The sequence below is a fragment of the Streptomyces thermoviolaceus genome (assembly GCF_045209695.1).
GTDB lineage: Bacteria > Actinomycetota > Actinomycetes > Streptomycetales > Streptomycetaceae > Streptomyces > Streptomyces thermoviolaceus.
Genome location: NZ_CP109280.1, coordinates 3,925,702 through 3,938,546, shown reverse-complemented (window position 1 = coordinate 3,938,546; position 12,845 = coordinate 3,925,702). Strand labels below are relative to the sequence as shown.

Genomic DNA, 12,845 nt, shown 5'->3' with positions numbered 1-12,845 from the left:
ATGGACGGACGTCCGGCCGGCGACGCCGTCGCCCCCGGCCGCTTCCGCGCAGGGCCCCGTCCCACCACCGCGGCATATGCCGGACGGGCACGATACCCCTTTCCCTAGCGGTGCGTCCCGCTTTTCCGCAACCCTGTGGAAGCACCCACTCACGTTCTGTAGATATATCTGGTATGAGCCGCACCGGGAATTCCACGCTCCTCGACCGACTCGACATCCCCGCCGGTCACGGCTGCGACGCCTCCGGCGTCACCGCGGACGGCGCCGCCTGGCTCGCCTCGGCGGGACCGTACCCCCGCAGCACGCTGGCCCTGTGGCGGGAGCGGCCCCACGCCCCGGTCGTCCTGCCCTGCGGCACCGCCTTCGACGTGGTCAACACGCCGGCCATCTTCGGCCGACGGATGCTGGACCGGCTGTGGGAGGAGGGCCCCGGTTCCGGTCCGGTGGCCGTGCACCGGGGCCGGGTGCTGCTGTTCTGCGCGCCCGGTACCGCGCACCGGTTGCCCGCCCTGCTGGAGTGGGAGGAGTGGAGCGCACGGGGCCGCCAGGACGGAGGCGGACGCACCGGCGGCATCCCACCGCTGCTGTGCCACGGCAAGGGCGACGCGGTGACCGTCCCGGCGCTGGTGCCGCCGCCTGGCACCCCGGCGCGGGACGGCGCGGACGGCGGCCGGTCCGCCTCGCGCTGGCTGGTCGCCCCGGACACCCGCTGCCCCTGGCTGCCCGGTCCGGAGGTGCTGCTGTGGGCGGCGGTGCGGGCCGCCCGGTCGGCCGCCGGACCGGCGATTTCTCCTCGTGCCGACCAGGGTGCTAAGGTCTACGACGTCAGCCGGCGCCGCTAGCTCAGTTGGTTAGAGCAGCTGACTCTTAATCAGCGGGTCCGGGGTTCGAGTCCCTGGCGGCGCACCGACATCGAGAGGCCCTCCGCTCCGGCGGAGGGCCTCTCGGCTGTGTCGGCCCGGTCAGCCGACCGTGATCTCCACGATGTACGCCCCGGACGGCGTGCGGTCCGGGACGGAGACGCGCACCTCGGTGCCGGGCACGCTGAAACTCTCCCCCACCCCGATGGGCGCGTCCGCGAGCGGCGGGTAGACGGAGGTCGCCACGCACGCCCGGCTGTGCGGATGCGCGTCGACGACCTGTACCGGGCCGTTGCCCGACGCGGCCTCGCTGCGCACCCGGTACACCAGCACCCCCTCCCGGCATCCGCCGACGTCGTTGCCGAGCCGGGCCCGCACCTCCAGGGCCAGCACATCGGTGCTCCCGGTGCGCACCACCGCCAGTTTGGTGCCGCCGCCCAGCCCGAAGGGCGGCGATCCCGCGGTCGTGCCGCCCGGCCCCGCCTCCACCGGCTCCAGCGTCAGCCGGGTCGTCCCGGCGCCGCGGACGCACGCCACCTGGCGCGGACCGAGCCACCCCAGCCGCCACTTGTGCCAGCCCAGCAGGTCCGGAGAGAGCGCGAACTGGCTGCCCATCAGGTCCCAGTCGCCGACATAGGTGTCCCAGTCCCCCTTGTCGTCCGCGGGCCGGTGGTAGAGGTCCGGCAGGTCGAGGACGTGCCCCGTCTCGTGCGCGAGGACCAGCCGGTCCGGCGGGTGCCGCTCGAAGACGGTCACCACCCGGCGGATGTCGGTGCCGTCGGCGCGCAGCGGGGTGCTGAGGTTCACGACCTTCGTGGCGTCCGAGTCGACGCCGGGCGCGTCGGGGTCGGCCACCAGGTAGACGATGTCGTAGCGGGAGAAGTCGACCTGCGGGTCGGCGACGGCGAGCGCGTCGTGGAGATAGGCGGCCCGGTCCTCGGGATGCCACTCGCGGTGTATGGCGTACGCCGTCGACGGGCGCGGCATGCGCAGCCAGTGCTCCAGCGGATGCGGGCGCAGCGCGAACCGGCCGTAGGAGGCCTGACTGAAGAACCGGGTGGTGGCCGGGAAGTGGTCGGCGGCGAGTTCGCCGGGGCTGATCGCCGGGGCGGAGTCCGGGAACGACAGGAAGATCATCACCGCGTCGAGCGGCCGGGTGGGACGGGGGTAGGCGGCGTTCCAGGCGTCGACGCCCTCGGAGTGGTGCGCGTCCGTGCGGCGCAGGGCGCAGGGCGCGGGCGAGAACGGCTCCGCGGACGACGGCCCGTTCAGCACGGAGGTCGCCACGAGCGCCGAGAGCACGCTGAACACGGCCGCGACACTGCGCAGTCGGGGCAGCGCCTGCCGCCGGGCCGCCCACCGGAGTGCGTCACGGTGCGACGCCTTCCGGGGCAGCAGAGACGGCACGGAGACCTCCGGGTGCGGTTCACGGGGACACCGCACCCAGCCTGTGGGAGTTTGGAGAGGTACGCCCTGTTTGTCTGCACCGGAAGGGTGAGCACCGAGGTGACGAACTGCCGTGCGCGACCCGTCGCGCCGTACCGGACCCTGACGGATCCGCGGGACCGCGAGCACCGCGAACCGTTCACGGAGCGTCACTTGCGATCGGACATCTGAAGAACTCGCACAGGTGTGGACCGAAGCGATCCGACAGGAGGGCCGGTGATCCTCTTCGACCGGCAAGCGGCTGGAAGCGGTCAGCCGTCGGCCTCTATGATCGGCACACTTTCCCTGCACTTTCCTGGGCGGACACGGGCCCGCCGGCCGCGCACCACCCGGCCGGCCACCCCACGAGACCGATACGAAGACCGAGTGCACTGCGGGAGCGAGCGGTGAGCGGAACGTCCGAAGGGCCGACGCCCGCGACTGACCCGATCGGGCCGACCATCACGCACAGTGACGGAACGCACCCTCCAGGTGCGGATCCGGCCGGGCCCCCCACCGGGGACAGACCCACCGCTCCTGCCGCCCCCGGCGCCGGAAGCCTGCCCATGACCGGCGGCTCCTCCGCACCCTCGCCGGCCTCCGGTTCCGCGTCGGCTCCCGCATCCGGCCTCACTCCGACGGCGCAATCCGCCGCCCCCTGTGCGGGATTCACCCCTCCGGCCGTCCGCCCCGCATCCGGAACCCCGGCTTCCTGCACGTCCGGCGCCGCCCTCGACCCCGGCTCCGCCCCACGGACCCCACCCGCCGGAGAGGGTCCCGAGACCGCCCCCGCCCCGCTCCCCGGTGCCGTGGACCCCCCGTTCCGCTCCGCCTTCGACGCCGCTCCCCTGGCGATGGCCGTCCTCGACGACCGGGGCGTGGTCGTCAGCGCCAACGACACCTTCGGTGCCCTGCTCGGCACCCCCGCCGGCGACCTCACCGGCCGGCCCGCCACCGAGCTGGTGGACCTGACCTCCGACGGCCGCACCCGGCGCGCCTACGGCGAGGTGCTGCGCGGCCGTCAGTCCCGGCTGCGCTGCACCCGCCGGCTCAAGCACGCCGACGGCCGCTCGCTGTGGGTCCAGGTCACCCTGGCCCCGCTGCCGCCCGAGCGGCCGGCCGCGCACCGGCGCCGCGCCCAGCCGCACGGAACGGGCACCGCTTCCCCGGACGGGGGTGCGCGTCGTTTCCCGGGCGTGCTGCTGTCCGTCGCCGACGTCAGCGCCCGGCGGGAACTGCAGGCCCGGCTGCGCCATGCGCGCCTGCACGACCCGGTGACCCGGCTGCCCAATCGCACGATGTTCCTCGAACGCCTCGCGCAGGCGCTGGAGGCGGAGTCCGCGGCGTCCGGCACCAGTGGCCGGATCGGTCTGTGCCATCTGGACCTCGACGGCTTCAAGGCCGTCAACGACACCTTGGGCCACCGCACCGGAGACCGGCTGCTCGCGGCCGTGGCGCGGCGGCTGACCGGCTGCGCCGACCGGGCCGCCTGCGGACGGGGCGGCGCCCCGCTGGTGGCCCGGCTCGGCGGTGACGAGTTCGCGCTGCTCGTGGAGGGCTCCACCGGCACCGAACAGCTCGCCGACCTGGCCGAGTCGGTGCTGACGGCCCTGCAGGAACCGTTCGAGATCGACGGGCGGAAGCTGTCGGTGTCGGCGTCGATCGGCGTGGTGGAACGACAGGCCGCCGGCACCACGGCGACCGCGCTGATGCAGGCCGCCGACACCACGCTGTACTGGGCGAAGGCGGACGGCCGCGCCCGCTGGACCCTGTTCGACCCGGAGCGCAACGCTCACCTCATGGCCCGTCAGGCGCTGGTCTCCACGCTGCGCCCGGCGGTCGAGCGGGGCGAGTTCACCCTGGAGTACCAACCGCTGGTCGGCCTGGCGGACGGGCGGCTGCGCGGGGTGGAGGCGCTGGTGCGCTGGCGGCACCCGCAGTTCGGCGTCCTGGCGCCGAATCGGTTCATCGCACTGGCGGAGGAGGACGGTTCGATCGTGCCGCTGGGCCGCTGGGTGCTGGCCACCGCCTGCCGGCAGGCACGCGACTGGCAGCTGGCCCACCCCGACGAGCCGCCGATCTTCGTGAGCGTGAATGTGGCGGTCCGTCAGGTGTGGGACTCCGACCTGGTGGCCGACGTGGCCGAGGTGCTGACGCGGACCCAGCTGCCGCCCGGGCTGCTGCAGCTGGAGCTGACCGAGTCGGCGGTGATGGGGTCGGCGGGACGGCCGCTGGAGGCGTTGCGGGCGCTGAGCGACATGGGGGTGCGCATCGCCATCGACGACTTCGGCACCGGCTACTCCAACCTCGCCTACCTCAGCCGCCTCCCGGTGTCCGCGCTGAAACTGGACGGCAGCTTCGTCCGCGGGTTCCAGCGGCTGGCCGGTGCCGCCCAGCCGCCCAGCCCCGCGGACGAGGTGATCGTGGAGGCGATGATCCAGCTCGCCCACCGGCTGGGGCTGACCGTCACCGCCGAGTGCGTGGAGACCGACGACCAGGCGAGCCGGCTGCGCCGGATCGGCTGTGACACCGGACAGGGGTGGCTGTACTCCCGGCCGGTGTCACCGGACCGCATCTCCGAGCTGCTCGGCGGTCACGCCTGCGGACGCCGGTGACGGCTCACTCGCCCGTTCCGCCGGGCAGGCCGTAGGCGTCGGCGATCAGCTCGTAGGAGCGCACCCGCACCTCGCCACTGTGGGCGTTGGCGGTGATCATCAGCTCGTCGGCGCCGGTGCGCTTCTGCAGGTCGTCGAGCCCGGCGCGGACCTCGTCGGCGGTGCCGTGGATGACGTTGGCGTTCCAGGACGCGATGAAGTCCTGCTCCATCGGGCTGAAGGAGTAGGCCTCCGCCTCCTCGGGCGTGGGCACCAGACCCGGGCGGCCGGTGCGCAGCCGGATCATGTTCAGCGCGGCGGCCATCACCTGGCGGCGGGCCTCGCGCTCCTCGTCGGCGGCCAGGGCGGACACCCCGATCAGGGCGTACGGCTCGTCCAGGACCGCGCTCGGACGGAAGGACTCCCGGTACAGCTCGAGCGCCGGGAGGGTGTTCTGCGCGGAGAAGTGGTGGGCGAAGGCGAACGGCAGCCCCAGCATGCCGGCCAGCTGCGCGCTGAACCCGGAGGAGCCGAGCAGCCAGATCGGCGGGCGGTGCGGGGACTGCACACCGCCGGGCGAGGTGCCCTGCACGGGGCCGGGCACGGCGTGGATGCGGCGGTAGGGGTGGCCGTCGGGGAAGTCGTCGTCGAGGAAGCGGATCAGCTCGCCGAGCTGCTGCGGGAACTCGTCGGCGCCCTCGTCGAGCCGGTCGGCGCGGCGCAGCGCGGCGGCGGTGGCGCCGTCGGTGCCCGGGGCGCGGCCCAGGCCGAGGTCCACCCGGCCGGGCGCCATGGCCTCCAGGGTGCCGAACTGTTCGGCGACGACCAGCGGGGCGTGGTTGGGCAGCATCACCCCGCCCGAGCCCAGGCGGATGCGCTCGGTGTGCGCGGCGAGGTGGGCGAGGATCACGGCCGGCGAGGAGGAGGCCACGCCCGGCATGGAGTGGTGCTCGGCGACCCAGTAGCGGTGGTAGCCGCGACGCTCGGCGAGGCGGGCCAGGTCCACCGTGGTGCGCAGGGCGTCGGAGGCGGTGTACCCCGCGCCCACGGTCACGAGGTCCAGGACGGACAGGGGTACGGGCGCGGAGCCGTGGACGGTGCCTCGGATCTCGTCGTGCGGGTCTGCCACCACGGGGGGTGCCTCCTGCTGATCGGCGTGCGTGCTCTGGCGGACGTCAACAGGAGACAGTCTCCGTTTGTTCCGCGCCGCCCGTCCGGTCGGGCCTGCCGGGCGGCGCGGGACCCGGTCCGTCCCCTCGGCACACGCCGCCGCCCCGGAGCGGATGCGCCCCGGGGCGGCGGCTTCCCTCACGGTTCCCGCTTCGGCGACGCTCGGCCGGCCTCATGCCGCCAGCGCGTGGCCCGGGTGGAGCACCACCTTGGTGTAGCCCTCGATGCGCTTGTCGAACTTCTGGTACGCCTCCGGGGCCTGCTCCAGCGGCAGCTCGTGGGAGACCACGAAGCTGGGCTTGGCCCGCCCGGCGATGATCAGGTCCCGCAGCTGCCGGTTGTACCGCTTGACGTTGCACTGGCCGGTGCCCATCTGCTGCCCCTTTTCGAACATCTTGCCGATGGAGACCAGCAGCTGGCCGTGCTTGGCGTGCTCGTCGGGTCCGCCCGGGTCGGAGGGCACGTACAGGCCCGGGACGCCGAGCATGCCGGTGGGGCGCACCGTCTCGACCAGTGCGTTGAGGACGACGGCGGGCTCCTCGTGGCTGGCGTCGTGGCTCTGGGCCTGGTAGCCGACGGCGTCCACGCCCTTGTCGGTGCCCTCGCCGTTCGTCTGCTCCTTGATCTGCTCGGCCGGGTCGCCCTTCGTGAAGTCGATCGGGACGGCCCCGATCTCCTCGGCCTTGGCCAGCCGCTCGGGCACCCGGTCCACCACGAACACCTTCGCCGCCCCGCGCAGCAGCGCCGAGTACGCGGCCATCAGGCCCACCGGGCCGGCCCCGTACACCGCCACGGACTCGCCGGGCGAGACCTGCGCCAGCTCGCAGCCGTGGTAGCCGGTGGGGAAGATGTCGGCGAGCAGCACGAAGTCGGTCTCGTGCTCCTGGCCCGGCGGCAGCTTCAGGCAGTTGAAGTCGGCGTACGGCACCCGCACCCGCTCCGCCTGACCGCCGAGGTAGGGGCCCATCGCCACGTATCCGTAGGCCCCGCCGGCGAAGCCCGGGTTGACCGTCAGGCAGAACCCGGTCTTCTCCGCGAGGCAGTTCTTGCAGAACCCGCACGCCACGTTGAACGGCATGACGACCCGGTCGCCCTCGGACAGGGAGGTCACGCCGCTGCCGACCTCCTCGACGATGCCGAGGTTCTCGTGTCCGAAGACGATCCCCGGCTCCGCGGCCGTGCGGCCCTCGTACATGTGCAGGTCGGACCCGCAGATCGCGGAGGACGTGACCCGGACGATCACATCGTTGGGGTGCTGGATCCGCGGGTCGTCGACGTCCCGCACCACCACGTTGAAGGGCTTTTCATAGACGACGGCTTTCACCTGGGTCACCTCCGTCGAACAAGTCGAACGCGCCGGACACGACCGACCGTGGCGCAGCCGCGCTGCTGCTCGGAGGTGTCGGACGCTGTGCGACGGCGACGACGGGGCCGCTACCGGGGCGGGACGCAGGCGGTCCGGGACCGCAGGACAGTGCCGTGGCCCCGGCGCGTTCTCGCTGCACCGCCGGACATCTCCAGGTAACGCCCCACGCTGCACAGCCGCAACCCGCACCGTTTCCCGCCTCGCCGAGCCCTGGGAACCGGTCACACCTGGACGAGGGGTTCCCGGGTGAACAGCTCCCCCAGGCCGGAGGCGTTGACCCGGCGGTCGGCGAGCCGGAGCGCCTCCCACACGCTCACCTGGTTCGCGGTGAGCACGGGCTTGCCCAGCAACCGCTCCAGGGCCGCGAGACGGGAGACGGTGTGCAGCGCTGTGTCCGGCACCAGCAGCGCCCCGGCCTCGGGTGCGTCCGCGGCCCGGACCAGGGCGATCAGCTCCTTCTCGCCCCAGGCGGCCACCTCGGCGGGGCCCGCGGCCCCGGCGCTGTGCGCGGCGGCCACCCGCAGCCCCGCCTGCCGCAGGAACTCCGTGAACGCGGCGGTCACGTCCTCGGGGTAGGGCGCCGCCACCGCGACGCTGCGCACACCGAGCTCCCGCGCGGCGTTGACGAAACCGAAGGAGGTGGCCGAGGCGGGCATGCCCGCGGCGCGGGCCAGCGCGCGCACCTGCGCACGGGCCGCGTCCCGGCCGCGCCGGAAGCTGCCGGAGGTGCTGGCCCACACCACCGCCTCCGCACCGGCCAGCCGCAGCTCCTCCACGCTCCGCGCCGGCCACCCGGCGTCCTCCCGGCCGGCGGGTGGGCCGTCGCGGTCCGGGACCAGCTCGACCCGGATGTCGCCGGCCAGGAGCTGTTCGATGCGGTGGTAGTCGTCCTCGGCGCAGTGGCCCGGACGGAGGAATCCGAGTGCCGTCATGACCAGCCCTTTCGTCGCTGTGTCCGGTGGGTGTCCGGCCGGGTGCCCGGCGGCATGACTGATTCCGGCCGGAATAGATCGCGTACACCTGGGTAGCGGCGCGCCCATGGCTCCACCACTGGCTGCAGAATCAGGACACACCGCACACAGACGGGTACCCCGGCCCAGCCGCCGATCGCTGCTCGCGGGGGTCGCGGCGCTCGGCGCGCTGGGCGCGGCGGGCTGCTCCCGCGTGCCCACGGCGGCCGCGGGCAGCGGCGGCGATCTGCTCGACCGGCTGCGCGCCCAGGGCGTGGTGCGGCTCGGTATCGCGGGCGAGATCCCCTTCGGGTACATCGACAAGGACGGACGGCTGACCGGGGAGGCCCCCGAGCTGGCCCGGGTGATCTTCCGGCGGCTCGGCGTGGCGGAGGTGCAGCCGGTGCCGACCGAGTTCGGCTCGCTGATCCCGGGGCTGAACTCGCAGCAGTTCGACGTGGTGGCGGCCGGGATGTACGTCAACCCGGAGCGCTGCGCGCAGGTGCTCTTCGCCGACCCGGACTACCAGATGCTGGACTCCTTCGTGGTGCGCAAGGGCAATCCGCTGGGCCTGCACAACTACCAGGACGTGGTGCGCAAGAAGGCCCGGTTCGCCACCGGCACCGGCTACGCCGAGATCCAGTACGCGGTCGAGGCCGGTTACAAGGAGAGCGACATCCTGATCGTCCCCGACCAGGTGGCCGGCCTGAACGCCGTGGAGGCCGGACGGGTGGATGTGTTCGCGGGGACCGCGCTGACCACCCGCGAAGTGGTCAAGAAGTCCACGAAGGCCGAGGTCACCGAGTCGTTCGCACCGCTCGTCGACGGCAAGCCGCACGTCGACGGAGGCGCGTTCGCCTTCCGGCCGACCGAGACCCGGCTGCGGGACGCGTTCAACGCCGAACTGCGCAAGCTGAAGCAGAGCGGCGAGCTGCTCCGCATCCTCCAGCCCTTCGGTTTCACGAAGGACGAGATGACGGACCTGACCGCGAAGGAGCTGTGCGGCGGATGACCACAGGACTCTGGGAACTCGTCCTGCACGGCGTGTGGACCACGATCCAGCTGCTGGTCTACAGCGCGCTGCTGGCCACCGTCGTCTCGTTCGCGGTCGGCATGGCCCGCACCCACCGGCTGTGGATCGTCCGCTTCGTGGCGGGCTTCTACACCGAGGTGTTCCGCGGCACCTCCGCGCTGGTGATGATCTTCTGGGTGTTCTTCGTGCTGCCGCCCGCCTTCGGCTGGCAGCTGGTCCCGATGTGGGCCGGCACCCTGGCGCTCGGGCTGACGTACGGGGCGTACGGCTCGGAGATCGTGCGCGGTGCGTTGAACGCGGTGGACCCCGCGCAGCGTGAGGGCGGCATCGCGCTGAGCTTCACGCCCTGGCAGCGGATGCGGCTGATCCTGCTGCCGCAGGCGGTGCCGGAGATGATCCCGCCCTTCTCCAACCTGCTGGTCGAGCTGCTCAAGGGCACCTCGCTGGTGTCGATCATGGGCATGGGCGACCTGGCGTTCAGCGGCAACCTGGTCCGCCTGGCCCTGCAGCAGAGCGCCGAGATCTACACGTACATCCTGCTGATCTACTTCGTGATCGCCTTCCTGCTGACCCGTGTGATGCGTGGTCTTGAGAGGCGGCTCAAGCGCGGCGTGGGCAAGGCGCCCGGCGCCGCCTCGGGTACCCGCACGGTGAAGAAGACGCGGACGACCGGGGTCGGGGTCGCGGAAGGCGGTGCGGCATGACCTGGGACTGGGGCGCGGTACGCGCATTTCTGCCGCACTTCTGGGACGGGCTGCTGGTCACCTTGGAGGCGCTGGCGCTGGGCTCGGTGATCTCCTTCGTCCTCGGCCTGGTGTGGACGCTGCTGATGCGGGCGCCGACCCGGTGGGTGCGGTGGCCGGTCGGCGCGGTGACCGAGTTCGTGCGGAACACGCCGCTGCTGGTGCAGCTGTTCTTCCTCTTCTACGTGCTGCCCGAGTGGGGGCTGACCTTCTCGGCGCTGACCACCGGCGTCTTCGCCATCGGCCTGCACTACTCGACGTACACCATGCAGGTCTATCGCGCCGGTATCGAGGCGGTGCCGACCGGCCAGTGGGAGGCCGCCGTGGCGCTGAACCTGCCGCGCCGACGGACCTGGACGGCGGTGATCCTCCCGCAGGCGATCCGCCGGGTCGTCCCGGCGCTCGGCAACTACGTGATCTCCATGCTGAAGGACACGCCGATGCTCATGGCGATCACCGTGCTGGAGATGCTCGGGCAGGCACGGCTGTTCTCCCAGCAGCACTTCCAGTTCACCGAGCCGCTGACCGTGATCGGTGTGGCCTTCATCCTCGTCTCCTACCTGGCCTCCCTCCTCCTTCGAGCACTGGAGCGTCGTCTTGTCCGTTGACACCGTCAAGCATCCCGACCCCACGCCGACCGCGACGCCGGAGCTGATCCGGCTCGAGAACGTCACCAAGCGGTTCGGGGGCCACACGGTCCTCGACGGGCTGGACTTCTCCGTGGCCGCCGGCAAGCACGTCACCCTGATCGGCCCGTCCGGCTCCGGCAAGACCACGATCCTGCGGCTGCTGATGACCCTGACCAAGCCGGACGAGGGCATCATCACCGTGGACGGCGACCAGCTCTTCCCGGCGCCGGAGAAGAAGGTGCGGGAGATCCGCAAGAAGATCGGCATGGTCTTCCAGCACTTCAACCTGTTCCCGAACATGACCGTGCTGCGCAACATCACCGAGGCGCCGGTCACCGTGCTCGGGCTGTCCAAGGACGAGGCGGAGGCCCGTGCCCGGGAACTGCTGGACCTGGTGGGTCTGGCCGACAAGGCCGGCGCCCGGCCCTCCCAGCTCTCCGGCGGCCAGCAGCAGCGGGTCGCGATCGCCCGGGCCCTGGCGATGCGCCCGCAGGTGCTGCTGCTGGACGAGGTGACCAGTGCGCTCGACCCCGAGCTGGTCGCCGGGGTCCTGGACGTGCTGCGGGACATCGCCCGCAGCACGGACATCACGATGCTCTGCGTCACCCACGAGATGGGTTTCGCCCGGGACATCTCGGACCAGGTGCTGATGTTCGACGCCGGCCGGGTGGTGGAGTCCGGGCCGCCGGAGAAGATCTTCGGCGAGCCGGAGCAGGAGCGCACCCGGCAGTTCCTCAGCGCGGTGCTGTGAACACGGTGCTGTGACGGACGGCGGCACCGGCGCAGGGCCGGTGCGGGCACCGGCGCAGGGCCGGTGCGGGCACCGGCGCGGGGCCTCGGTGCGGCGGGCGGCATCGGCCGCGCCGTGCCGCGGCCCGGGGTGCCGCTCCGAAACGGGATAGCGTCCGGCCGGGATCCCGGACCCGGTGGGCGGGCGGTGGTCAGGAGCACCCCCGAAGACCAGGTAGTATTTTCTTCGTCGCTGGCCGCGGGAAGCGGACGGCACAGGTCACGCGCCGCTAGCTCAGTTGGTTAGAGCAGCTGACTCTTAATCAGCGGGTCCGGGGTTCGAGTCCCTGGCGGCGCACCTGAGAGGCAAGGCCCGGCTCTTGTCCCGGTCACGGGACGGGATCCGGGCCTTGCCCGTGTGCACCCGAGGGCACGCCGCATCGCGGGCCGCTCACGCCGGCGCCGCCCGCCCCACCCGCTCACGGCCGCCGCACCGGGCTGCTGTGAGACGCGGCACATCCGGGCGGGACGAGGACGACGAAGGCCGCCTGGACGGAGGAAAGGCCCCTCGTACGCCGAGGGCCCTTTCGGCGCGCGGGCCGCTTCCACGGCCCGCGCCGCGATCAGAACTCCACGTCCGAGCAGGTGTAGAACGCGTTGCCCGTGTCGGCGATCGTCCAGACGCCGAGGATGACGTGGTGCCCGCTCAGCCCGGTCGGCAGGGTGCCGGTGTGGCTGAGGGTGGCGGGCGGCTGCTGGCCGTTGTAGGGCACGGTCAGGAACGGGGTGGTGTTCAGGTCGGCGCGGGTCAGCGCGTGGTCCTGATTCCAGCCCTGCTTGGTGATGTAGTACCGGAAGTCCGTGGTGGCGTGCCGGGCCGTGAACTGCCACTGGAAGGTGTACTGCTGGCCGCCGGTGACCTTGGTCGTGGGCCAGGCCCCGCCCGAGGGGGTGCGCGGGGCGTCGAGCTGCGAGAACCGGCTGTTGCCGCCCGAGCACAGCTGCCCGTCCGCCGGACCGGCCGTCGGGAAGCCCTTGGGGCCCTCGACGCTCTGCGGCTCCCACTGGATGTCACCGCAGTTCGCCACGGTGCCGTTGGCACACAGGTACTGCCTGCTGGGGGGAAGGTCGGTGTACCCGTGGCTGCTGGCGGTCCCGGTGGACAGGACGAGGGCCCCGGCGGTGGCGAGACCCAGCACGGCCGCGGACAGCTTGGCCTTGGTGCGCATGTGACCGCTCCTGGACGTTGTGGGGAAGTTCCTGGGAGTTCTGGTCTAGACCAAGACCACAGTATTGGCTTCTCTTAGTCATGTCCATACCAATGGCGACCGCCATGACGACCGTCA

11 protein-coding genes and 2 tRNA genes are annotated in these 12,845 nt (G+C 72.4%); 8 read left to right on the top strand and 5 right to left on the bottom strand.

Annotated elements, in window-relative coordinates; genetic code table 11:
• Positions 1–173: 173 nt before the first annotated feature.
• Both OG899_RS17285 and OG899_RS17280 read left to right on the top strand, forming a co-directional pair.
• Positions 174–842 carry a bifunctional DNA primase/polymerase gene (locus OG899_RS17285; RefSeq protein ID WP_125500463.1) on the top strand — a complete coding sequence of 223 codons (669 nt, stop codon included), beginning with the start codon at positions 174–176 and terminating at the stop codon, positions 840–842.
• Positions 833–906, top strand: a tRNA-Lys gene (locus OG899_RS17280). The genes OG899_RS17285 and OG899_RS17280 overlap by 10 nt, the downstream gene beginning before the upstream one ends.
• Positions 907–962: 56 nt before the next feature.
• Here OG899_RS17280 and OG899_RS17275 read toward each other — a convergent pair.
• Positions 963–2,267, bottom strand: coding sequence for a M6 family metalloprotease domain-containing protein (locus OG899_RS17275; RefSeq protein WP_125500462.1), 1,305 nt, complete (start codon positions 2,265–2,267; stop codon positions 963–965).
• Positions 2,268–2,851: 584 nt separating this feature from the next.
• Here OG899_RS17275 and OG899_RS17270 point away from each other — a divergent pair.
• Positions 2,852–4,900: an EAL domain-containing protein gene (locus OG899_RS17270; protein ID WP_189427977.1), complete on the top strand. Its 2,049-nt coding sequence runs from the start codon at positions 2,852–2,854 to the stop codon at positions 4,898–4,900.
• A 4-nt stretch (positions 4,901–4,904) separates the two neighbouring features.
• Here the strand turns inward: OG899_RS17270 and OG899_RS17265 are convergent, their stop codons facing one another.
• From OG899_RS17265 to OG899_RS17255, 3 genes are all read right to left on the bottom strand, one after another.
• Positions 4,905–6,011 (bottom strand): LLM class flavin-dependent oxidoreductase, encoded by a 1,107-nt coding sequence (locus tag OG899_RS17265; RefSeq protein ID WP_168132207.1) that lies wholly within the window; start codon positions 6,009–6,011, stop codon positions 4,905–4,907.
• Between the two features lie 210 nt (positions 6,012–6,221).
• On the bottom strand, positions 6,222–7,373 hold the full coding sequence (locus OG899_RS17260) for a glutathione-independent formaldehyde dehydrogenase (RefSeq protein ID WP_125499046.1): 1,152 nt from the start codon (positions 7,371–7,373) through the stop codon (positions 6,222–6,224).
• A gap of 263 nt (positions 7,374–7,636) precedes the next feature.
• Entirely contained in the window at positions 7,637–8,347 is a 711-nt protein-coding gene (locus OG899_RS17255) for a decarboxylase (RefSeq protein ID WP_125499045.1), read from the bottom strand.
• A 106-nt stretch (positions 8,348–8,453) separates the two neighbouring features.
• Between OG899_RS17255 and ehuB the strand changes: the two genes are divergently transcribed.
• From ehuB to OG899_RS17230, 5 genes are all read left to right on the top strand, one after another.
• On the top strand, positions 8,454–9,377 hold the full coding sequence (gene ehuB, locus OG899_RS17250) for an ectoine/hydroxyectoine ABC transporter substrate-binding protein EhuB (protein ID WP_168132208.1): 924 nt from the start codon (positions 8,454–8,456) through the stop codon (positions 9,375–9,377).
• Positions 9,374–10,102 carry an ectoine/hydroxyectoine ABC transporter permease subunit EhuC gene (gene ehuC, locus OG899_RS17245; RefSeq protein WP_125499043.1) on the top strand — a complete coding sequence of 243 codons (729 nt, stop codon included), beginning with the start codon at positions 9,374–9,376 and terminating at the stop codon, positions 10,100–10,102. Before ehuB ends, ehuC begins: the two co-directional genes overlap by 4 nt.
• Entirely contained in the window at positions 10,099–10,749 is a 651-nt protein-coding gene (gene ehuD / locus OG899_RS17240; RefSeq protein ID WP_125499042.1) for an ectoine/hydroxyectoine ABC transporter permease subunit EhuD, read from the top strand. Before ehuC ends, ehuD begins: the two co-directional genes overlap by 4 nt.
• Positions 10,739–11,521 (top strand): ectoine/hydroxyectoine ABC transporter ATP-binding protein EhuA, encoded by a 783-nt coding sequence (gene ehuA, locus OG899_RS17235; protein ID WP_125499041.1) that lies wholly within the window; start codon positions 10,739–10,741, stop codon positions 11,519–11,521. The genes ehuD and ehuA overlap by 11 nt, the downstream gene beginning before the upstream one ends.
• Before the next feature lie 262 nt (positions 11,522–11,783).
• Positions 11,784–11,857 (top strand) — tRNA-Lys (locus OG899_RS17230).
• A gap of 265 nt (positions 11,858–12,122) precedes the next feature.
• On the opposite strand, the gene OG899_RS17225 is transcribed toward OG899_RS17230, so the two are convergent.
• The gene (locus tag OG899_RS17225) at positions 12,123–12,728 is read right to left on the bottom strand and encodes a lytic polysaccharide monooxygenase (RefSeq protein WP_125499040.1); all 606 of its coding nucleotides are present in this window, start codon (positions 12,726–12,728) and stop codon (positions 12,123–12,125) included.
• Between the last annotated feature and the right edge of the window lie 117 nt (positions 12,729–12,845).

Excerpts from the sequence above, each read along its gene's own strand:
- OG899_RS17255 (WP_125499045.1), bottom strand. The coding sequence starts at position 8,347 with ATGACGGCACTCGGATTCCTCCGTCCGGGCCACTGCGCCGAGGACGAC.
- OG899_RS17270 (WP_189427977.1), top strand. The coding sequence starts at position 2,852 with ATGACCGGCGGCTCCTCCGCACCCTCGCCGGCCTCCGGTTCCGCGTCG.
- OG899_RS17285 (WP_125500463.1), top strand. The coding sequence starts at position 174 with ATGAGCCGCACCGGGAATTCCACGCTCCTCGACCGACTCGACATCCCC.
- OG899_RS17225 (WP_125499040.1), bottom strand. The coding sequence starts at position 12,728 with ATGCGCACCAAGGCCAAGCTGTCCGCGGCCGTGCTGGGTCTCGCCACC.
- ehuC (WP_125499043.1), top strand. The coding sequence starts at position 9,374 with ATGACCACAGGACTCTGGGAACTCGTCCTGCACGGCGTGTGGACCACG.
- ehuD (WP_125499042.1), top strand. The coding sequence starts at position 10,099 with ATGACCTGGGACTGGGGCGCGGTACGCGCATTTCTGCCGCACTTCTGG.
- ehuB (WP_168132208.1), top strand. The coding sequence starts at position 8,454 with ATGGCTCCACCACTGGCTGCAGAATCAGGACACACCGCACACAGACGG.